Source organism: Arcobacter rhizosphaerae (assembly GCF_049472155.1).
Classification (GTDB): Bacteria; Campylobacterota; Campylobacteria; order Campylobacterales; family Arcobacteraceae; genus Arcobacter_B.
Genome location: NZ_JBMOVW010000002.1, coordinates 66,107 through 87,614 on the forward strand (window position 1 = coordinate 66,107; position 21,508 = coordinate 87,614).

Below are 21,508 nucleotides of genomic sequence, written 5' to 3' on the forward strand. Positions count from 1 at the left end.
CTAAAAAAAATAAAAAAAAGGTAACTTATGAAAAAGATAGTACTAGTTATGCTGTTTTTTCTAACTACATCTTTATTTGCATTTGAAGAACTAACAAATGAAAATTTTGATGAGAAAATAGCTGGTAAAAACGTAATAGTTGATTTTCACGCAATCTGGTGAGGTTCTTGTAAGGTTCTAGAGAAGAACATGACAAAATATGCTACAAGTACTAAACCAAAAGATATCTACATCTATAAAGTAGACGTTTCAAAACAAAAAGAACTAACAAAAAGATTTAAAGCCTTTGGAGTTCCTACACTTGTATATCTCGAAGATGGTATGGAAGTTGGGAGACAATCAGGTGTTTTAAGTGTAAAAGAACTTGAAGAAACTGTAAAAGAATACTTTGAATAAATAAAAGAGGCTTTGCCTCTTTTATAATATAAGTATTTTTTATAATAAAAATTACTTAATTTTTTCTCTTAGTAAAACTTCGATATAATCCCTAAAAAGTATTAGGATTTTTATGAAGAAACATGTTGAAACATCATTAAGCCATATCGCAAAATTTGCACCATTTGCTGAACAAGCTGGTGCTTCTCACTTTCCTATTTATAACACAGGAACATTTGATTTAAAAAAGCAAGATGGTGATAAAATTTATGACTATACAAGAAGTGACAACCCAACAAGAGAGATGTTAGAAAATCTTTTCGTCCACGTAGAAGGTGGTGCTGGATGTGTATGTACACACACAGGTATTGCTTCTGTTGCACTTTTATTTGAAACAACTCTAAAAGCAAACTCACATATTTTAGTAGAAGCTGACTGTTATGGCGGAACATTTAGACTTCTTAAAGTATTTAAAGAAAAGTACAATGTTACAGTTCACTTTGCGAACTTTTTAGAGTTAGATAGTATGGAAGAGATTCTAAAAAACAACCCTATTGATTTAGTTTTATGTGAGAGTCCTACAAACCCAGGTCTTAAAATCATTGATTTAAAAGAAGTTGCTAACTTAGCACACAAGTACAATGCTTTATTTGCAGTTGATAACTCACTTGCTACATTTATCTCTCAGAGACCTATTGAGCTTGGAGCTGATTTTTCTCTTTTCTCAACAACTAAATATATCTCAGGTCATGGAGCAGTAGTTGCAGGTGCTATTGTTGCAGCAACAAAAGAGTTAAGCGATGAAGTTCACTATTATGCAAATGCAGGTGGAAGATCTCAAAACCCAATGGATGTTTATCTAATCACACTTGGTATTCCAACGCTAAAAGTTAGAATGAAAGAGCATGAGAAAAACTCTATAATTATTGCTAAGTTCTTAGAAGAGCAAGAGTATATCACTAAAGTTACTCACCCAGCATTAGAATCACATCCACAACACAAGCTAGCAAAAGAGCAAATGGATTATATTCCAGGACTATTCTGTGCAGACTTTGAGTCACTTGAACTAGCTGAAAAGTTTATAGAAAACACTAAGATTTATGGTGAAAAGTGTTCATTTGGAAGCCCAGATTCAAGAGTAGAAATTCCTGCTAAGATTTCTCATGCATCTTTTTCTAAAGAAGAGTTAGAGGCTATTGGAATAGCTGAGGGAACAGTAAGATTTTCTATTGGTTTAGAAAATGTAGAAGATTTAATCGAAGATATAAAACAGGCAGTAAAGTAAGAAGGTAATAAATGAGCAAAAACTATTTTAATCACATCCCAACAGGAGAAACACTTCCTGTAAAAAATGTACATGCAGTATCAGTATCGATGCCATACTTACAAGATGTGATTGATTATGAGCTACAAACTCCTGAAATTATTGAAACTATAAAAAGTGGTTATCCAAGATTTGTACTTCACCCTTACCTAAAACAGCTTGGACTTTATATCAAAGAAAAATATAAAGTAAGTGATGACTATGAAGTAGTAGTACTTAGTTCACAAAAAGCAGTGAAGTTAGTAAGTGATAAATACTATATAAACAATAAACTTGAAGTTGATGAAGCTTTTGGTGTTATCTTAGTTCAAAAAAACACTTGTCAACTACAAAGAGTTTTAAGTTATATTCAACATGTGGGTTGCAACCTTTCTTCAAGACTTGCGGAAAAATATCTTTTTGATTTAGGATTAATAGATAGTATTCATGAAGAAGAGCTTGAAGAAGAATCAAAAGCCCATGACATTATCATAGATACTCTAGCTAATGCTTATAATCAACCAAAAGATAAAGTATGCTTAGCACCATCTGGAATGAATGCTATTTATTCAGTAGTAAGAGGTATCAACTCTATTCAAGCTCACAATGGACGAACTGTTTTAGTACAGTTTGGTTGGCTTTATTTAGATACTATGAATATTGTAAATCATCACTATCAAGAATCAAAAGTATTTCCAGATATTTTAAATCTTGATTTACTTGAAGAGTATTTAAAAACAGAAGGTTTTAAAGTAAGTGCTATTATTACAGAAGTTCCGACAAACCCTCTTTTAAAAACAGTAGATATTAAAAGATTAAGAAAGATATGTGATGAGTATAATATTCCTTTAGTTATAGATACAACTTTTGCAACACCTTATAATCTAAACTTAGAAGATTATGCAGATATTTTTGTAGAATCACTTACTAAGTTTGCATGTGGAAATGCTGATGTTTTAATGGGTGCAATTATTTTAAATAAAAGAAATAATCTATCACAGATGACAACAGAATTCTTCAAACATTGTGACCCAGTTTACATAAAAGACAAACAAAGATTAGCACTACAAATAAAAGATTATAAAAGCAGAGTAAAAAAAGTAAGTGCAAACACAAAAGCCTTAGCTTCTTACTTTGAAGAGTGTTCTTACATAGATAAAGTTTTTTACTGTTTAAATGAAGAAAACAAAGATAACTATTCTCAAACAATGAGAGATGATAATAGCCTTACAGGTATTATCTCTGTTACTTTTAATAGAGCATTTAAAGAAGTATATGACAAACTAAACTTTGCCAAAGGACCTAGCTTGGGTACTGAGTTTACACTTCTTATGCCTTATACTTATTTAGCTCATTGGGATTTAATCCAATCAAAAGAAGGAAATAAGTTCTTAGATGAGATAGGACTTCCTATAGATTTATTAAGAATATCTGTTGGAATTGAGCCAATAGATGAGATTATAAATGAGTTTAAAAAACTAGAGTTTTAACTCTAGTTTATAGCTTTAAAACACCTTTTACTCTATTTATTGAATCACTTTTTGACAAAGTAAGTCTTACTATTGAGTCTTCATTTGCTTTAAGATTATGTACAATACTGGCTTCTAAACTTACGATATCGCCTTTTACAAGATTATAAACCTTTTCACCAACTCCAAAATCAATTGAACCCTCAAAAATTTCAACTGTAATAGGATAAGCTGTTTTATGATCTTTCATAATTTGATCTTTTTTAAAAACTATTCGTATCTCTTTTGAAAATTCTGTTTCTAAAATAGGAGATACTTTTACTTTCTCTTCACCGTATACAATATCATCATAAATATTTACTTTTTCCATAATAAAACCTTTTAATTTAATATCATAATTTTATCTTGAGAAAAGAAACAATACATTGATTATAATCAAGAAAGTTTTGCTATAAAAAAGAAGTTATTATCAAAACTACCCTCTTCTAAAAGCTCATAGTTCTCATTTAATAAAGTTAAAACTTCATTTTTTTCAATCTTATTTTTGTCTAAAATATGAAAGATTAGACCTTCTTTATTTAAAATATTTTTTTGATTTTTTAAAGAATCATTGAGTTGAACAAGAGATAGATTATCTAAAGTATTTCTTGAAAAAATAGCATCGAACTTCTTGTGTGTATCAACTGTAACTTTATCTATTAAAATAACTCTTATATCAATAAATTCATCTTTTAAGAATCTAGTTTTTACTTTTTCATCTTCACTTGCTACTACTTCATAGTACGAATGAAGTAGTCCCAAGTCATCACCTTTTTTACTTCCAAGTTCTAAAACTTTTTTAAATCTTGGAAGATATTTTCTCAAACTTGAGATAATATCCATTTTATTTCCTTATAAAATATCTGCATTTAAAAGAAGTAAAAGTCCTAAAACAAACATTATAATAGGAGCTAAAACCTCAACAATATTTACTATTTTAGTAGATTTAGCTGATACTTTATTTAAAGACACCCCTAAAAATGATGAAGCAAATATCACAAGTCCCATTCCTAAAGAAATAGCAATACTAGCAAGTATTACTGAAAAATATGTTTTTAAAATAAAGGCATATACAAAAAGTACAACTGTACCAGGGCAAGGAATAAGCCCTGCTGTTAAGACAAAGATTAAATCTTCTTTTTTTCTTGAACTATCAAAATGTATTTTATTCTCATTTTTTTCAACAAAATTTACATTTCCTGTTGTTGAGAAAATAGGTTTATTTTCCTCAACACTACAACAAGCACTACAAGCACAAGATTTTTTCTTTAATTTTCTGTATAGAATATAAATAGATAATAGCATAATCAAAACAGCACTTGTTTGTGTAATATACTTAATAGAATCATCTAGGAAACTATTTAAAACACTTTGAAGTATAAAAATTGAGATTACTACTAAAACCAAAGCTCCTACTATATGAATAAATGCTGTTGCTAAAGAAATTAAAAAAGCTTGAAAATATGAACTTTTTTGAGCACTAAAATAAGAAAAAGCTAATGCTTTACCATGTCCTGGTCCCATAGCATGAATAACTCCATAAACAAATGAAACAAAAAGTAAAAAGACTAAAGCCCATTTATCCTCGCCCTTTTCTATTTCAACTAAATAATACTTCACTTTTTTTACAAAGTTTTCTAAAATAGTCTCTTCTTTTTGTACCTTGTTTTCTTCTAAAGATTGCTCAATTAAGTTCTTTTCTTTTTTTCTTACTTCACTTGCACTTTTTAAAGGCTCTTCGTGTGTTTGTGTTTTCTCATCATTTTTAGCTAAAGATGGTGCATTTATAGTATACGTCACACTATTATAATCTAAATCTTTTTTGATTTTATAAGGGATACTAAACAACTGTCTTTTTTCATCTATCAACATGATAAAATAGCTTGCATCATCATAAACTTCAATATATAGTTTATGATTATGTTTAATTTCATAATTTAAATCAAACTCATACTCAAAACTTAAAATGCCTCTTTTAAAATCAAATTTGTATTTTTTTACATTTAAAGGTCTTGAAACTTCTTCAATTTTTGTACTGTAAGTTAGATGAGTTAAGTAGTTTTTAGGTTCAATATAAGCTAAAAGAGCATCTTGAATAACTTCAAGCTCTTTTTTATCAAAAGAGGCATCTAAATTTGTATCATAGAGGTTTAAGAGTTCTTTTGTAAACTCTTTTGCAAATACCCATTTAACTTTAGCACTTTTGATATATTTTTTGTCAGCTTTTACACTTGTACTTACATGAGTTTTAGGAGAATAAACGGAACACAAAGAACATCCAAAGAGGATGCTCTTAAGTAAAAATAATAATATTAAATAACGTATCATTTATATGTTTTTGCTATTTCATTTGCCACTTTTAAAAGATTTTTATCCCATTCATAAGATAAAGGATCTATTACACTTGTATTTCCATTAATACTTTGAGAAATAACTTTCGCACCTTTTTGAGAAAATTGAGGAGCTACAAAAACAATTTTAATATTATGTTTTTTTGCTTCATCTACAAGTTCTACTAATTGAGCTGGCTTTGGTTCTTTACCTTGAACTTCTATTGATATTTGTTCTAAATCATATCTTTTAGCAAAATATCCCCAAGATGGGTGAAATACCATAAATGCTTTATCTTCATAAGGTTTAAGAATATTTTCAAGTTTAGTATTTAAAGCTTCAAGCTCTTTTACAAAAGCTTTATAATTTGCTAAGTAAAAATCTTTATTTTTTGCATCAATTTTTACTAATGCTTCATAAATATTTTTTGCTTGAACTTTCACTAACATAGGGTCTAACCAAACATGAGGATCTAAGCCTGTATGTTTATGTCCGTGTTCTTCATGATCATCATGCTCATCATGTTTTGCATGATTATGTTCTTCATGGTCATGTTCATCATGTTTTGCATGATCATGATCGTGGTGTTCATGGTTTTTATGTTCATCATGTTCATCTTCATGTTTTGCGTGCCCTTCATGTTCATCTTCATCATGATGTTCATGAGCTTGCATTTCAATCTTTTTAATTCCTTTTGAAGTATCAACTAAAAGCATATTTTTATTTGCACTTTCAAACTTTTCTAGCCATATTTTTTCAAAAGGTACACCAATAGAAAAATATGCTTTTGAAGCTGATAAACTTCTCATTTGTGAAGTTTTAGGTTCATAAGTAGCAGGAGAAAAACCTGGCTTAACCATAACATTTACTTCAAACTTATCTTTTGCGATTTTTTCTACAAAGTATTTTTGAGGTAAAATACTTACTGTAAGCTCTTTTGCATATAAACTAAAACTAATAACTAATAAAAAAGCTAGTATTTTCTTCATAAAAATTCCTTAATAATTTTTTCTTTCTTTTGCAATTGGGTTGCATTATTGGAATAATAATATAGTAAAACTTTAATGCAACTTAGTCGTAAAGTATTATTTTAGTAAACTACTTTTAAATTAATATTGCTATAATATTTTTATGAACATAGAAAAATTAACAGATGAAAAAAACATTAAACTGACAACAGCTAGAAAGGCTATTTTAGAAATCTTAGTAAATGCAGACAAACCTTTGTCTTATGAGGATATCAAGGATAAACTTTCAATGGATAAGGCAACATTTTACAGAAATATTACAAAGTTTGAAGAAGAGAATATTTTGAATTCTTTTGAATCAAATGATAAAAAAAGATACTTTGAAATATCAAAAACTAAACACTCTCACTTTATATGTAATAATTGCTCTAAAATACAATGTATTCATGAAAAACTAAATTTTAATTTAGAAGGTTATCAAGTTGATAATATAATAATCAAAGGCATTTGTCCAAATTGCTTAAAATAAAAAAGGAAACTATATGATTAAACAATTAATTACTATTGAGAGATTTATAAATAAAGAAGCTCTAAGTGGTATTATACTTTTCATAGCAACAGTAGCAGCAGTTATTGTAGCAAACTCAAGTTGGGGACAAGAATATTACGACTTATGGCATTTACCTCTTGGTATTAACCTAGGAGATTTATCTATCTCGATGACACTTACTTATTGGATTGATGATGGTTTAATGGCATTATTCTTTCTTATGGTTGGACTAGAAATAAAAAGAGAAATGTTAATAGGTGAACTATCAAGTGTTAGTAAGGCTTCATTTCCAATAGTTGCTGCTATTGGTGGTATGGTAATACCTGCATTAATTTATGTAGGATTTAATCCAGACAATCCTTTAGGATTTGGAGTACCGATGGCTACGGATATTGCTTTTGCACTTGGTATTTTAATGCTTTTAGGAACAAGAGTTAATCCTGCGCTTAAACTATTTTTAGTTGCTCTTGCTGTTGTAGATGACTTAGGTGCTGTTTTAGTAGTAGCAACAGTTTATACAAGTGATATTCAAAGTCAATACTTTCTACATGCTGGTATTATTTATGCAATTATTTGGATTTTAAATAAAAGAGGTGTTACAAGTTTAGTTCCTTATTTAATTTTAGGTATTGGTCTTTGGGTTTATATTCATGCTATTGGTATTCACGCTACAATTGCAGGTGTATTATTAGCCTTTGCTATTCCTATTAGATCTAAAATTGATGAAAAAAAATTTATTAATGAAACAAGACACTCTGTAGATGAGTTTGAAAAGCACATGGATCCTGTACCTGTTTTAAATCATCATCAAATTGATTCTTTAGAAAATATTGCATTTGGATATGATAAAGTTCAAAACCCACTTGTAAGATTAGAGCATAACTTACATGGTCTTTCGGCATTTTTTATTATGCCTTTATTTGCATTTTCTAATGCAGGTGTTTTAATTGACTTTAGTACAGTAAGTGCAAACTTAATGATTGTATTAGGTGTAGTTTGTGGTTTAGTTATTGGTAAACCTGTAGGTATTTTAGGTCTTACTTATTTAGCTCATAAACTTAAAATTGTTAAAAAACCTGATACTATTTTATGGAAAGAAATTCTAGCAGTAGGATTTATAGCCGGTATTGGATTTACAATGTCAATTTTTATTACTCACCTAGCTTACTTAGATGAAGGAACAATTGCTGCTGTTAAACTTGGAGTATTTGCTGCTTCATTTGTTGCTGCTGTAATTGGAGTAGTATTACTTCTTACTATCAAAAGAGAAAAAGCTTAAGCTTTTCTCTTTTGTATAAATTATGACAATTTTTTTAATTTTTAAATAAAAAATTATAATATAATACAAAATGTCTAATTTACTAAACAATATACTTTTTGAAAATGTTAAAAAATCAAATGATAATTTTACAAAACACTACCATGATACTTATACAATTGGACTTACATATAAAGGTGTTTTAAAATCTTTTAATGCCAATCAATCTTATGATTCTTATGAATATTCAATAAGAATAAATAACCCCGGAGAAGTTCATTCAGGAACATCAAAACAATGGAGCCATGCAAACTTTTATCCAACAATAGAGCTTATTTCAAATTTATATGCCCAAATATTTGATGAAAAAAGAACTCCTTTTTTTGAAAGACATATAGTTGAAAATAGACTTTTATTTATGAAACTTCATGATTTTTTTACAGCTTATTTTTCAAAAGAAGATGAGATATTAATTGAGTCCTTACTTATTGAAGCTTTGAGTGAATTAATACTTTCAAACACTATTTATACAAAAGAGTATGATAAAATTTTTGAAGATAAAAAAATAGTAAAAAATACTTATGAGTATATAAAAGATAGTATAGATAGTGAATTTACTCTTGATAATCTTGCCACAAATGTAAATCTTAGTAAGTTTCATTTTCTAAGACTATTTAAAAAAGAGTTTGGCTTAACACCTCATGCTTTTATAATCAATCAAAGACTTAATAAAGCTAATAATTTAATACAAAAAGGGATTCCTATTAGCCAAGCTAGTATTGAAGTTGGATTCAATGACCAATCACATTTTACTAGAAATTTTAAAAAATACTTTGGTTATACACCAAAGGCATTAAAGCAAAATAGCAATTTTATTCTATAAAAAGATATTATTTTCAATTATACTTTTAAAAATTTATTTTTAAAGATTATACTATGACAACAACAAACAAAAACTTATTCTACTTTTTGATGTTTCTTGCTATGGCAGGATGGGGAGCTTCGTGGGTAAATGCAAAAGTATTAAGCTCTTATATAAATGAATACGAACTTATTTTTTTAAGAAATTTTTTTACAATAGTTACTTTAATTCCTATTCTTGTTTTTACAAGAAAATACTTTTATATAAACAAAAGAAGCTTAGCATTAGCAGTTTTAGCCTCAATAATTATGATTGCATATATGAAATGCTATTTTCTTGGAACAAAATTTGGTACTGCATCACTTGGTGGTGCTTTAGTTACTACTTTAATACCTATTAATACTTTTATTATTATGGCTTTATTTTTTAAAAAAAAGATAATAAAAAAAGACTATTTTGCTTTAGCCATAGGTGCAATTGGGGTTATGACAATGCTTAATGTATGGTCATTTTCAAGTGAGCAAATATTTACTATTCAAAATATGTATTTTTTAGGGGCATCTATTTTATGGCCTGCTTTAACTATTACTAGTTCAAAAATCACAAAAACCTCACCTATGGTTTTTACTTTATATATGTATATCATTACATCAATAATGGTAGTGATATTTTTTACAGATTCTTTAGAGTTAAACTATAGTAGTTATGATGAGATTTTTTGGTTAAATATTTTAGGACTTGCTGTTATTTCTACAACATTTTCTACAACAGTATATTTTATAGGAATTGAAAAATTAGGAACAAATGAAGTTAGTTCTTTCATCTTTTTAGTACCACTTTTTGCTATTTTATTTAGTGTTATTTTTCTAAAAGAACATTTAAGTATCTCTCTTTTAATAGGAACAATTTTAACACTAATTGCTGTTAAAATTTTAAATAATATAAAGATATTTAAAAAAAGACAAGACATTCAAACACGAAACTAAAAAGCTTAATACTTTTACTTTATCAGAACTTATTTTAAGAAGTAAAAACTTTACTTCTTAAATCAATGCCTATTTTAAAGCATTTATTTCTTTTGCGATTTCTGCTTTTGAACTAGTAATATTTACTAGCTTTTTCATAACAATTGAAGCTGTTAAATCCCCTGTTACATTTATAGTCGTTCTACACATATCAAGAATTCTATCAACTCCTAAAATAAGGGCAACTCCCTCAACAGGAACTCCTAAACTTTGAAGAATTGAAGCTAAAATAACAATTCCAACACCTGGCGTACTTGGAGCTCCAATAGAAGCTGCTACTGTTGTTAGAGCTAATACAGCCATTTCTATTATACTTAACTCTATTCCAAATAATTGAGTTAAAAAAATAGCTGCTATTACTTGATAAATAGCTGTACCATCCATATTTATTGTTGCACCTAAAGGTATTACAAACTTTGAAATAGGAGTTGGTATATTTAGTTTTTCTTCTGCTGTTTTCATTGATAAAGGCATAACAGCAGCAGATGATGAAGTTGAAAAAGCAAGAAGTTGAACTTCACGTATTTTACTTAAAAACTCCAAAGGTTTTATTTTTGCAGCAATAAAGACGACTAGTATATAAAAACAAAGTAAAGTAAATAATCCCACTAAAACTGTCAATACATACATTGACATTGAAGAGATTGCATCAAATCCAATCTTGATTGTAATACTACATAAAAGGCCAAATACAGCATAAGGAGCAAGTTTCATAGCCCAACTAACAACTGTCATAGAAAAAGACTGAAAAGACTTTGCTAAATCCTTTAAAGGTTTTGAGTCTTCATCTTCCATATTCATCAAAGCAACACCTACGAAAATAGCTAATATCACAAAAAATAAAATATTTCCATCAAGTTCAGCTTGACTTACATTTATAGGAATTAAGCCTACAATCATATCAGGAATAGATGTGTTTGAAATAGGATTTACTTCTTTTATAACAACCGTACTTGTATTAATCGTATTTAAAATATCTTTTGATACATACTGCCCTGGATTTATATATAAAGCTACAAATAAACCTAAACTTACAGCAACAATAGTTGTAAATACAAAATAAGGAGCAATTTTTAAACCTAAACTTTTTAGGGTGTCAGTATTATTTGCACTTGTTATTCCTAAAATAATAGAACTCATTACAAGTGGAATAACAACCATTTTAATTAAAGCTAGGAAAATATTTCCTGCTAATGCTACCCATGGAGCTATTATAAATGCTACATTACTAGGAACTAAAGCAAAGGCATTAGGAGATAAAAGTAAACCTACAATGACACCTAAAACCATGCCTACAAGAACTTTAAACCAAAGTTTATTTAGCATTTTTTTGCCTTTTTACTTTATAAAAAATTGAGTATAAAACTGGAACTAAACCTAAAGTTAATACAGTTGAGAACATTAAACCAAAAATAATTGATATAGCCATAGGCTGCCACATCTCACCACCACTGTACCATAAAGGTACAAGCCCAAAGATTGTGGTTATTGTTGTTAGAATAATTGGTCTAAATCTACTAACTCCTGCTTCTATAATTGCATCATAAAGTTCTAAACCATTTTCATATTCAAGTTTAATTCTTTCAAGTAAAACAATGGCATTATTAATAACTATCCCACTTAAAGATATGATTCCAAGAAGTGTCATAAACCCAAAATATGAACCTGTTATATAAAGTCCTATTGAAACACCTATTATTCCAAAAGGAATAGTTAAAAGTATAATTATAGGTTTTCTAATAGAATTGAACTGTGCAACCATTAATAAAATTATTGCCATTAAAGCAATTGGAAGATTTACTACAATAGATTTATTTGCTTTTCCAGAAGCTTCATACTCTCCACCAAATTCATAATAGTAACCTAAAGGAAACTCTTTTTCTATTTTGTCCATAAAGGGTTGTATTTTTTCAAACACTGCAAGTGCGTTTGCATCTTGTTTTATATTTGCCCCAATTGTTACTGTTTTTAATCTATCTCTTCTTATTATTTTTGATTCTTCAAATACAACTTTTAAACTTGCCACTTGAGATAAAGGAATATTTTTTCCACTACTTTGAGAATAAACACTAATTGATTGAAGCCTATCTAAATCATCTTTTGTATTTTCATTTGATCTTAAAACTATAGGGATTAATTTGTCATTTTTTCTAAAAGTTGTCACCTCAAATCCACTTAAAGCACTTTGTAAAGAAACAGCAATATCAAGATTTGAAATACCTTCTTTTAAAGCCTTTGCTTCATCTATATCTACCACAAATTTTTTATTTCGAATACCCCAATCATCAACAATAGTCTTAACCTCATCATATTGTGATAATTCTTGTTTTATCTTTGCACTTAAGTTGAAAAGTTTATTCATATCTTTTCCACTTACCCTAATTTCAATAGGTTTTTTAACAGGAGGTCCATTTGCTAAGACTTTAGCTGTAACTTGCATATCAGGGAAGCTATTTTTTGTGAAGTCTTCCACATCTTTTTTTACACTATAAAGATTTTTATACTCTCTTACATTTACTAAAATAGTACTGTATTCAACACTTGCTAACTCTTGATCATAAGCTAACCAAAACCTAGGGGCACTCTGTCCTATAAAAGATACAAAACTTTTCACTTGTTTATTTTCAATATAGTTTTTGTTTATATATTCCTCTATCTTAGCCACAGCCTCTTTTGTAGTATCTATATTAGTTCCTACAGGGAGTCTAAGTTCTAAGGTAAAACTAGGTTCACTTGATGGTGGGAAAAATTTCTTAGGTACAATATCTAATAATTTTAAAGAAGCTACAAAAACTAGTATTACAACTAAAATAGTTGCATATCTGTATTTTAAAATAGCTTTTAAAAACTTTCTATAATAGTAGTAAAATCTACTCTCTTTTTCTTCAACATCTTTTTTCTTCATAAAATATTTACTTAAAACAGGTGTTAAAGTAAGAGCTAAAACCCAAGAAGAAAGTAAGGTAATTGTTACTACTTTAAAAATAGAGTTTGTATATTCTCCCGTCATAGATTTTGCTAAAAATATTGGTAAAAAGGCTGCTGATGTTGTTAATGCAGAAGTTAAAAGAGGTATTTTTAACTCATTTGCACTTTGAAGTGAGGCTTCAAATACACTTTTTCCTCTTTGCATTAAAACCATAATAGATTCACTCATAACAATAGCACTATCAACTAAAAGTCCAAGAGAAATAATAAGTGCAGCTAAAGATACCTGATCTAACCAAATATCAAAAATCCCCATGATAATAAATGATGTTAAAACAGACATTGGAATTAAAACTGCAACTATAAGTCCAGTTCTTAAACCAAGAGAAAAAAGCATTACTAAAATTACAAGTCCCATAGCTTGTAGTAAATTATCAACAAAATCCCCTACAATCCCCTCAACTATTTTTGGTTCATCAAAAAGCTTATCAAGCTTTACTCCTAAAGGAAGTTTCTTTTGAACATCAACTATTAAAGCATCAAGTTTTTCACCAAGTTTAATAATATCTCCATCATCTTTCATAGAAATAGCTAAAACAATACTTTCTTTTCCACCTTTTCTTACTATAAAACTACTTGGATCTTTATACTCATACTTGATATTTGCTATATCTTTTAGATATATATATTCTTTTGTTGGCAATACAATTATTGTGTTTTCTATTTGTTTTATATTTTCATAGTTTCCTGTAGGTTCTATTAGCATTCTTGAACTATCAACTTTAATACTACCACCTGATAAAACTATGTTTTTTTGTTCTAAAATATTTTTTAAATATGAAGCACTTAAATTTAGTTTTGCTAATTTTGTGTTATCAAACTCCACATAAACTCTTTGAGGTTGTTCACCCAAAAGCTCTACTTTAGCAACTTCACTAATTCTTAAAATCATATCTTTTGTGTCGTTTGCTATATCTTCTAGTTCTTTATACTCTAAACCATCACTTGTAACGGATATTAAGTTTCCATATACATCACCAAACTCATCATTTACAATAGGTTCACTTGTCCCCTCAGGTAACTCTCGTGAACCTTTTTGAACTTTTCTTCTAAGAGAATCCCATATTTCTCTCATGTTTTTATATTTTTCAAGAACATTTACAAATATAATAGATACACCATTTTTAGATGTTGATCTAATATAATCAATTTCAGGCATTTCTTGAATTGTTTTTTCTAGTTTATCAGTTACTAACTGTTCAACTCTTTTTGCACTTGCACCAGGAAAATAAGTAACCACAGTAGCTGTTCTTACTATAAAACCAGGATCTTTAGCTCTTGGTAAATCAAAAAATGAAATAACACCATAAACTAATAACATAAAAGAAAAAACAATTGTTACAGTACTTTTTTCTAAAGCAAATTTTGTAATTGACATTTTATTGTCCTAACTCTTTTAAATTAGCAATTTTAACTTTCATATCTTCATAAACTTCACTCATACCAGCTTTTAGAACTATATCTTTGTTTGTTATTCCACTAGTTATCTCAAACCCATCAGAACTCAACTCTCCTACTTTTACTTCTGCTTTTTTTACCACATAAAAATCATCTTGTTTTTTTAAGATATATAAGTAGTATCCATTTTTATCATTTAACACACTAGCTGAGGGTACATAAAATATATTTTTTTCATCTTTATTTGAAAGATCAAAATATACATCTGCTGACATTCCTGATTTAATCAAAGTTGAACTATTGTTTAGTTTTACTACTACTTTATAAGTTTTTGTTTTTGATGAAGAATATTTTGATAGCTCTTTTACTTTTGCTGTAAAAACTCTTGTTTTATCAATTGAAGGGAAGATTACTTTTACTAAATGGTTTTGATCTATTTTGTTTATTATTGATTCTGGAACTTGTAAAGATACCTCATCTATTAATTTATCTCCTATTAAAACAACAGGAGTACCAATAGCCACATTTTCATTTTCATGTACATATTTTAGTGAAATATAACCATTCATTGGAGAGTATAGTTTAGTATAAGATAATTTTAGTTTTGCATATTCTAACTCTTTTGTAATATTTTTCACTTTTGCACTTATTGCATCATAGGCAGCTTTTGCATTATCAATATCACTTACACTTGCATTTTGATTTATATAAAGTTTTTTAACTCTTTCATAACTACTTTTTGCATTTATCAAACTGGCTTTTGCCTCACTTAAAGCATACTTTATTTGTGATACTTTTAACTCATAAGGTTTTGAATCTAATTTTGCTATTAATTGTCCTTGTTTTACTTCATCTCCAATTTTTACTTTTAAATAAGAGATATTACCTTGAACTTTAAAGCTTAATTTTGTTTCATTATTTGATATTGCAAGTCCATTTAAAACTCTGTTTTCATTTGAATCCTTTGCTTTTGGGATTGTAGCAAATACTGTTTTTACATCTGTTTGTTCACTTTTAGTTTCTTTTTCTTCACAAGCTGTAAAAGCTAATATTATAAATACTGCTAAAAATAGATTTTTCAACCTTTATCCTTTATAATCATTTGTATTTTTCTTTCAACTTCTTCTTTTTTTAATTCATCTAATAAAATATCAATCTTCCCACTAAAAAAATAAATAGAACTTAAATCAACTAAATACTCAATATTTGAAATATTTAGATTCAATTTTGACACAATATAAGAGTTTTGAGCATCAAGTAAAGAGATAATATTTTCTTTTCCTTTTTGATACTTATCTTCTATTAACTCAAAGTTCTTTTTTGATGAAATTAAAGAGTCTTTTGAATAAGCTATTTTTTCATAAGATTGCTCTAAAGACTCATAGTTTTTTCTTACATTTTCTATGATAAGATTTTTTATTTCATTGTATTGAAGTTTTAAATCAATAAGCTCAACTTCATTTTTTTGAATTTTAGATTTCTTTAACCCACCCTCATATAAAGGAAGCTTTAAATTTAAAACAGCTTGATACTCTTCATCATCAAGACCTTGCGGTAAAGTTGAACTTTCACCATTTCTATCTATTATTTTTTTTGCTGTTCCTTCAAAGGCTAAAGTAGGTAAAAAATAAGAGTCTTTATTCATTTTAAGCTGTTTAGATTTTGCACTTACTAGCTCTTTTATTTGTTTTAGTCTTGGATGAGTATGTACAATCTCTTTTGTAAAGGTATTTTGGATTCTCTTATCTTTTAGATATTTAATTGCATCACTATTTAAAAGTTTAAATAGTTTTGAATTTAAACCATACTCTATAAAATCATATTCATTTTTAACTCTTAGAAGATTTGCTAACTCTATTTTAAGTTTTTCCAACTGCTTTTTAGAACTAGCTAAATCTATATTTGCATTTGCTAATTCACTTTGCCATCTATAAACATCACTTCTATCTTTTACACCAATCTCCAGTCTTTGCTTAGCAAACATAAGATTTCTTTTTATAAAATCATGTTTTATTCTAATGATCTCATTATATTTTTTGGCTTTTATAATATTTAGATAAATTAAAGTAGCTTTATATAAAATCTCATCATTTAAAGCTTTTGATTCTTGCTTTGTTGATTTATAAAGAAGTTGATTTATTTCAATATTTTTTAAAGCCTTATCAGAATAAATAAGCTGTGATAGTTTGACTCCAGCTTCAAGAGTTTTTTGTGCATTTAAGCCTCTACTTGCTTTTGCTCTATCTTCATCAATTTGAATATAATTTGAAAAAATATCTATCTTAGGTCTATAAAGTGTTTTTGTTTCATATACACCTATTTCTCTAAGTTTAATACTATTTTCATTTCTTTTTATTTTTAAGTTATTGTTACTTGCTAGATGTAACACCTCTTCAAGATTTAAACTTTTTAGTTTTTTATCTTTTTTCGTGTCTAAAAGTAAAGGTTTATTTTTTATATGAACCACTTTTCTTTTATTCTCTTTTAAAAACTCAAATATTCCTAAAGCAGCAGTTCTTATAATCCTATTTTCATCATAAACAGAAGAAATTAAATTGTAAGTAATAGCATAAGAACTATTTGCTTTTGAAATTGAATCAAAACTATTAATCAAAAAAAGTGTATTTGCTTGAAAGAAATATTTATCACAATTTTTTAAACAAATCTTTGTATTGTAGTTGATACTATCTGCACTATCAAAGAGTTTTGAAGCTTCTTTTTTTATAGCTTCAAGATAGGTTTTAGACTTGCTATCAAGTATTAAATTTAATTTATAATCTTTAGAATAAGCAAATGTACTAAAAGCTATAAACATTAATATAAATAATTTTTTCACCTTATACCTCACTATTTAAATAATCTATTGAATGTACTAAATTTGTATGTTCTATTCCCTTTTTTGTCATATAAGGTTTTATAAAATATAAAATATTTAGTATTCCCTTTTTTCTTCTTTGAAGCTCAGTTTGTGACTCATCTATAAGCCAATAAATTTCCCATTGACTTACTATAATCCATGTATTCGATACTAAAAAATCCAACTCATTTTTATCTAAAGTTTTTAAGTATCCATACTTGATTTGATGTTCATAAACTTTTCTTATTTGTACTTTGTTTTTTAGATGATTTTCTTTGAAAACTTCTCTAACATTTGGATACTTTTGATATATATTGTTTAGTTCAAGTCTAAAGAACCTATATCTTAATTCATTTTTCATTTGTTGTTGTAAAAAAGCATAATAATCAAAAGCTTTATCCTCTCCATCTTTTACACTAGTAAGCTGTGAAGAAATAGCTTTCATAAACTCTTCATAAATCTCAATAATAATCTCTTCTTTGTTCTTAAAATAATAATAAAGACTCCCAACACTAATACCCAGCCTAGATGCAATATGCCTTGTAGTAGTATCTATACAACCTTTTTCATTGAAAAGATTAATTGATTCTTGAATTATTAAATTTTTTCTTAATGACAAAAAAATCTCCTTAGAACATTTGTTCTAATTATAGAACAAATGTTCTAATAAAGTAATTAAAGAAAATACTATAATATCATATATAAAGTGAAATAAATAATTTTTAAAAGTAGTGAAAATTTAATAAACTAGAGAAATCTCTAGTTTATTATCTAGCATAAAAAGTGTTATTGATATCTATTGTAATACCATTTATATATTCAGGACAATCAGTAGCAAGCCAAACAATAGCTTTAGCAACTTCTTCTGGTTCGGCAAATCTATTTGTAACAACAGCTGCTTTAAAAGCTGCTTTTCTTTTTTCATCATTATCATTTTGCATATCAGTCTCAGCAGCACTTGGAGCAACACAATTTACAGTAATACCATCACTTCCAAGAAGTTTTGCATAGATTTTTGTAGCATTTATAAGCCCAGCTTTTGCGATACCATACCATACATCAGGGTGACCTATTTGTCCTGCAATAGAAGCAGTATTTACTATTCTTCCAAATTTTCTTTTTTTCATACCCTCACTAAAAAGATTCATAAGCTCAACAGGAGCGTGTAAGTCTACATTCATTAAATGCTCTTTGGCTTCCTTTGGGTAATTGTCATAAGTATATTTTGGTTGCATATAACCAGCATTGTTTATAAGAACATCTATTTCACCAACCTCTTTTGCTAAAGCTGGTAGATTTTCAATATCTGATAAATCATATTGTATTTCAGTTACATTGGGTAGACCACCTAACTGAAAATCATCAAAGTTTCTAGCAACAACTATAATCTCATAATCAAGTTCAAGAAGTGCAGCTGATACAGCTAAACCTATACCTTTATTTCCACCTGTGATTAATGCTCTTTTTTTAGTCATATTATCTCTCCATAATTTTTCTATGTATTGAGTATATAATGGCTTTGGTTTTATATTTCTTAAAAGTTTAAGTAAGTATTTAAAATTTATTATAAAAGAATAAAGAGAGTTTTAACCTCTAATAATGCTCATGATTCTTTTTCGCTCTGCGTTCTTGCATAAAACGATTTCTCTTTTACTTCTAGAGTTTTTTAAGCAAATAAGAGTTTTTGAAAGTAGTTTTGCTCTTTGATGAAGTTTATCAAGTCGTGCAACTTCTATTCTGATTTTATATCTATTTATTAAACCTGCTTTTTCTTCTTTTAATTTTAGAAACTGAGCTTTATAATCAGACTTATTTTCAGCAAATAAAAAAGTAGTAATTGAAAATAATAGTATAAATCGTAAAATAGTATTTCCTTTTTGTTTATAATACCATATTTTTATTGTTTTTTTTAGTAAAAATTGCAGTTTTATTTCTAAAAAATAAAATTTTTTAAAGAAAAAATAATTTTTGTTGAGATATTTTTATTTTTATATAAAACGCGAATAATTTCGCGCTTTATTTTACTTTTCTAGTAAGTGTTCGTATTTTTTATCTGTAAGTAATTTCATAAAAGCAACTAAAGCTTCTACTTTTCTATCACTTTGTTTTTTAGCTTTTAGCTCTTCAAGTGAGATAGTCTCTTTAACCTCAGGTTCACCCCATGGTTTACCAGTTTCTGGGTTTAGTTTTCTACTTGGGTTATTGTACTTATCATAGAATTCAACTACAGTTTTAAGCTCTTTAAATACTCCGTTGTGCATATATGGAGCTGTTACTGCTACGTTTCTTAAAGTTGGAACTTTATATTTTCCTTTTTCTTTTTCATCATTTACTGCTGGATTATTTAATAGTCCATTATCTATAGCTGTTACACCATTTCTTGCTCTTAGTTTATGATTTACTGGAACACCTATGTTATGATATTCATAGTTTGTAAACGTCTCACCAGCTTTATCCTCACCTTTTAGTACGTGACAAGTTGCACAAGAATTGTTATTGTTTGAGAAGAAGATTGATCTTCCTAAATCTTCTAGTACAGTTAAGTCATATTCTCCTCTTAAATATCTATCATATTTTGAATCAAAAGGTGAAAATTCATCTGTCATTTCAAACTTTTCTATTGCATCTGCCATTGCTTTATATGCTTCTTCATTTGAAGCAAAAATATCTTTTCCATAAAGTTCTTTAAAAGTTTTAACATAATAAGGATTTTCTTTGATTCTATCAACTACAGCTTTTTTACTTGGCATTCCCATTTCAATAGGATTTGTTGGAGGACCACCTGCTTGACCAGCTAAAGTTGCTTCTCTACCGTCCCAAAACTGACCACCTATATATTTTTTCTTCTTTTCATTAAAATGAAATTTTGGTGAAAACTTAGCATAAGCTGCACTTGGAGCGTGTCTATCACCTAATGACTTTCCATCATCTCCAAGAGAAGCCATTGCACCTATTGTGTTGTCTCTGTCATCTGCAAATCCTTTTTGGGGATTGTGACAAGTTGAACATGATTGAGTTCTATTTTTTGATAAATTTACATCAAAAAACAGTGATCTTCCTAAATCCTCTTTTACTTTTAAGTTTGCTAACTTTTGAGCTTTTGAAACCTCAGCATTATTTACACAAGCTGTAAACAATAAAGCAACACTCGCTGTTAAGGCAAATGATTTTAAATATTTCATTACCTCTTACCTCCTACTAAATTTTTAAATGGTGCTATTATTAAATTTGCTATTGAATTGTACTGATTCATTTGTTCACGTCTAAGTCCAAATTTTAAAACTTTTACATCTTTAGAAAATCTCAGAGTGCCAAAAGCCCAATCCCAAATAGCTAAATATCCTCCATAGTTTTTATCAAAATATTTTTTACTATGGTGTATTTGGTGTTGTTTAGGTGAGATAAAAAATCTCTCCAAAAATTTAGAATAAGAAAAAGCCACGTGAGAATGTCTTAAGTTAGAACCTATTAAAGAAAAAGCAAATACAAATACATTTACCCCTAAAATAGCATATACATCAATCATCGCACCAAAAAAGTATATAAACACCCCTGTTACAAATCCAATACTAAGTGAATATCTAAGTCCAAAAAGTAGATTTTCAATAGGATGAACCCTATAAAAAGTAATAGGTGTTAATACCTTTGCGCTGTGATGAATCTTGTGAAATTCCCACAAGAAAGGAATAGTATGTAAAAATCTGTGAGTCCAATATCTAGTGAAATCACTCACAACAAACAAACAAATAGTATACATAAGTAAAACAGCCTCATAAGAAAAGAAAGTGTTTTCATAAAAATCAAATGATAAATAAAGCTGTTTGTTTATAAATAAAGCGATAGTTTTTGCACTTATTACTATAGGAAATAACATAAATACCTTTATAAAATAACCAATAAAAAAGTAATAATAATCAAGCTTAGCACTAGGATGTAACCAAAGCTTTGAAGATAGATTTACTTTTAATTGTTTTTTATTAAAATAAAAATATATCCCTGCTATTAAAATAGAAGATAAAATATAAACCCAAAAAACTCTTTTATTTGGGTTTATAAAATACTCTAGTGCAAAAAAATCGCTCAAC

Annotated in this window: 19 protein-coding genes and 1 pseudogene; 8 read left to right on the forward strand and 12 right to left on the reverse strand. The window is 27.9% G+C overall.

Features of this window, described 5'->3' with window-relative positions; genetic code table 11:
- Positions 1-27 precede the first annotated feature (27 nt).
- From ACH5BH_RS03400 to ACH5BH_RS03415, 4 genes and pseudogenes are all read left to right on the forward strand, one after another.
- Positions 28-162 carry a thioredoxin domain-containing protein gene (locus tag ACH5BH_RS03400; protein WP_404306378.1) on the forward strand — a complete coding sequence of 45 codons (135 nt, stop codon included), beginning with the start codon at positions 28-30 and terminating at the stop codon, positions 160-162.
- A gap of 12 nt (positions 163-174) precedes the next feature.
- Positions 175-396, forward strand: a pseudogene (locus ACH5BH_RS03405) (thioredoxin family protein); the annotation flags it as partial.
- A gap of 112 nt (positions 397-508) precedes the next feature.
- Positions 509-1,660, forward strand: a complete 1,152-nt coding sequence (locus ACH5BH_RS03410) for a trans-sulfuration enzyme family protein (RefSeq protein ID WP_423297455.1) — start codon at positions 509-511, stop codon at positions 1,658-1,660.
- Positions 1,661-1,671: 11 nt separating this feature from the next.
- Positions 1,672-3,168, forward strand: a complete 1,497-nt coding sequence (locus ACH5BH_RS03415; RefSeq protein ID WP_423297456.1) for a PLP-dependent transferase — start codon at positions 1,672-1,674, stop codon at positions 3,166-3,168.
- Positions 3,169-3,175: 7 nt separating this feature from the next.
- Here the strand turns inward: ACH5BH_RS03415 and ACH5BH_RS03420 are convergent, their stop codons facing one another.
- The 4 genes from ACH5BH_RS03420 to ACH5BH_RS03435 all read right to left on the reverse strand — a co-directional run bounded on the left by ACH5BH_RS03420 (position 3,176) and on the right by ACH5BH_RS03435 (position 6,506).
- Positions 3,176-3,517 (reverse strand): cupin domain-containing protein, encoded by a 342-nt coding sequence (locus ACH5BH_RS03420; protein ID WP_423297457.1) that lies wholly within the window; start codon positions 3,515-3,517, stop codon positions 3,176-3,178.
- A 65-nt stretch (positions 3,518-3,582) separates the two neighbouring features.
- Positions 3,583-4,029 (reverse strand): hypothetical protein, encoded by a 447-nt coding sequence (locus tag ACH5BH_RS03425; RefSeq protein ID WP_423297459.1) that lies wholly within the window; start codon positions 4,027-4,029, stop codon positions 3,583-3,585.
- A gap of 9 nt (positions 4,030-4,038) precedes the next feature.
- Entirely contained in the window at positions 4,039-5,457 is a 1,419-nt protein-coding gene (locus ACH5BH_RS03430) for a HoxN/HupN/NixA family nickel/cobalt transporter (RefSeq protein WP_423297460.1), read from the reverse strand.
- 53 nt (positions 5,458-5,510) lie between these two features.
- Positions 5,511-6,506, reverse strand: a complete 996-nt coding sequence (locus ACH5BH_RS03435) for a metal ABC transporter solute-binding protein, Zn/Mn family (protein ID WP_423297461.1) — start codon at positions 6,504-6,506, stop codon at positions 5,511-5,513.
- 142 nt (positions 6,507-6,648) lie between these two features.
- Here ACH5BH_RS03435 and ACH5BH_RS03440 point away from each other — a divergent pair, with 142 nt between their 5' ends.
- The 4 genes from ACH5BH_RS03440 (at position 6,649) to ACH5BH_RS03455 (ending at position 10,141) form a co-directional block, all read left to right on the forward strand.
- Entirely contained in the window at positions 6,649-7,014 is a 366-nt protein-coding gene (locus ACH5BH_RS03440; protein WP_423297462.1) for a Fur family transcriptional regulator, read from the forward strand.
- Positions 7,015-7,027: 13 nt separating this feature from the next.
- Positions 7,028-8,314: a Na+/H+ antiporter NhaA gene (gene nhaA, locus ACH5BH_RS03445; RefSeq protein WP_423297463.1), complete on the forward strand. Its 1,287-nt coding sequence runs from the start codon at positions 7,028-7,030 to the stop codon at positions 8,312-8,314.
- A gap of 70 nt (positions 8,315-8,384) precedes the next feature.
- The gene (locus tag ACH5BH_RS03450) at positions 8,385-9,176 is read left to right on the forward strand and encodes an AraC family transcriptional regulator (RefSeq protein ID WP_423297464.1); all 792 of its coding nucleotides are present in this window, start codon (positions 8,385-8,387) and stop codon (positions 9,174-9,176) included.
- Between the two features lie 53 nt (positions 9,177-9,229).
- Positions 9,230-10,141: a DMT family transporter gene (locus tag ACH5BH_RS03455; protein WP_423297465.1), complete on the forward strand. Its 912-nt coding sequence runs from the start codon at positions 9,230-9,232 to the stop codon at positions 10,139-10,141.
- Positions 10,142-10,210: 69 nt separating this feature from the next.
- On the opposite strand, the gene ACH5BH_RS03460 is transcribed toward ACH5BH_RS03455, so the two are convergent.
- The 8 genes from ACH5BH_RS03460 to ACH5BH_RS03495 all read right to left on the reverse strand — a co-directional run bounded on the left by ACH5BH_RS03460 (position 10,211) and on the right by ACH5BH_RS03495 (position 21,507).
- Complete coding sequence (locus ACH5BH_RS03460; protein ID WP_404306414.1) at positions 10,211-11,506, reverse strand: dicarboxylate/amino acid:cation symporter; 1,296 nt, start codon at positions 11,504-11,506, stop codon at positions 10,211-10,213.
- Positions 11,496-14,546: an efflux RND transporter permease subunit gene (locus ACH5BH_RS03465; RefSeq protein WP_423297466.1), complete on the reverse strand. Its 3,051-nt coding sequence runs from the start codon at positions 14,544-14,546 to the stop codon at positions 11,496-11,498. The genes ACH5BH_RS03460 and ACH5BH_RS03465 overlap by 11 nt, the downstream gene beginning before the upstream one ends.
- A gap of 1 nt (position 14,547) precedes the next feature.
- Positions 14,548-15,648, reverse strand: a complete 1,101-nt coding sequence (locus ACH5BH_RS03470; protein ID WP_404306417.1) for an efflux RND transporter periplasmic adaptor subunit — start codon at positions 15,646-15,648, stop codon at positions 14,548-14,550.
- Positions 15,645-17,402 carry a TolC family protein gene (locus ACH5BH_RS03475; RefSeq protein ID WP_423297467.1) on the reverse strand — a complete coding sequence of 586 codons (1,758 nt, stop codon included), beginning with the start codon at positions 17,400-17,402 and terminating at the stop codon, positions 15,645-15,647. The genes ACH5BH_RS03470 and ACH5BH_RS03475 overlap by 4 nt, the downstream gene beginning before the upstream one ends.
- Before the next feature lies 1 nt (position 17,403).
- Positions 17,404-18,042, reverse strand: a complete 639-nt coding sequence (locus ACH5BH_RS03480; protein ID WP_423297468.1) for a TetR/AcrR family transcriptional regulator — start codon at positions 18,040-18,042, stop codon at positions 17,404-17,406.
- A 148-nt stretch (positions 18,043-18,190) separates the two neighbouring features.
- On the reverse strand, positions 18,191-18,898 hold the full coding sequence (locus ACH5BH_RS03485) for an SDR family NAD(P)-dependent oxidoreductase (RefSeq protein ID WP_404306423.1): 708 nt from the start codon (positions 18,896-18,898) through the stop codon (positions 18,191-18,193).
- Positions 18,899-19,444: 546 nt separating this feature from the next.
- On the reverse strand, positions 19,445-20,605 hold the full coding sequence (locus ACH5BH_RS03490; protein WP_423297469.1) for a cytochrome-c peroxidase: 1,161 nt from the start codon (positions 20,603-20,605) through the stop codon (positions 19,445-19,447).
- Positions 20,605-21,507 (reverse strand): sterol desaturase family protein, encoded by a 903-nt coding sequence (locus ACH5BH_RS03495; protein WP_423297470.1) that lies wholly within the window; start codon positions 21,505-21,507, stop codon positions 20,605-20,607. Before ACH5BH_RS03495 ends, ACH5BH_RS03490 begins: the two co-directional genes overlap by 1 nt.
- Between the last annotated feature and the right edge of the window lies 1 nt (position 21,508).

Bases quoted from the DNA above. Each gene is read 5' to 3' on its own strand.
- ACH5BH_RS03485 (WP_404306423.1), bottom strand. From the start codon at position 18,898: ATGACTAAAAAAAGAGCATTAATCACAGGTGGAAATAAAGGTATAGGT.
- ACH5BH_RS03460 (WP_404306414.1), bottom strand. From the start codon at position 11,506: ATGCTAAATAAACTTTGGTTTAAAGTTCTTGTAGGCATGGTTTTAGGT.
- ACH5BH_RS03400 (WP_404306378.1), top strand. From the start codon at position 28: ATGAAAAAGATAGTACTAGTTATGCTGTTTTTTCTAACTACATCTTTA.
- ACH5BH_RS03415 (WP_423297456.1), top strand. From the start codon at position 1,672: ATGAGCAAAAACTATTTTAATCACATCCCAACAGGAGAAACACTTCCT.
- ACH5BH_RS03455 (WP_423297465.1), top strand. From the start codon at position 9,230: ATGACAACAACAAACAAAAACTTATTCTACTTTTTGATGTTTCTTGCT.
- ACH5BH_RS03425 (WP_423297459.1), bottom strand. From the start codon at position 4,029: ATGGATATTATCTCAAGTTTGAGAAAATATCTTCCAAGATTTAAAAAA.
- ACH5BH_RS03450 (WP_423297464.1), top strand. From the start codon at position 8,385: ATGTCTAATTTACTAAACAATATACTTTTTGAAAATGTTAAAAAATCA.
- ACH5BH_RS03465 (WP_423297466.1), bottom strand. From the start codon at position 14,546: ATGTCAATTACAAAATTTGCTTTAGAAAAAAGTACTGTAACAATTGTT.
- ACH5BH_RS03435 (WP_423297461.1), bottom strand. From the start codon at position 6,506: ATGAAGAAAATACTAGCTTTTTTATTAGTTATTAGTTTTAGTTTATAT.
- nhaA (WP_423297463.1), top strand. From the start codon at position 7,028: ATGATTAAACAATTAATTACTATTGAGAGATTTATAAATAAAGAAGCT.
- ACH5BH_RS03490 (WP_423297469.1), bottom strand. From the start codon at position 20,605: ATGAAATATTTAAAATCATTTGCCTTAACAGCGAGTGTTGCTTTATTG.
- ACH5BH_RS03420 (WP_423297457.1), bottom strand. From the start codon at position 3,517: ATGGAAAAAGTAAATATTTATGATGATATTGTATACGGTGAAGAGAAA.
- ACH5BH_RS03410 (WP_423297455.1), top strand. From the start codon at position 509: ATGAAGAAACATGTTGAAACATCATTAAGCCATATCGCAAAATTTGCA.
- ACH5BH_RS03440 (WP_423297462.1), top strand. From the start codon at position 6,649: ATGAACATAGAAAAATTAACAGATGAAAAAAACATTAAACTGACAACA.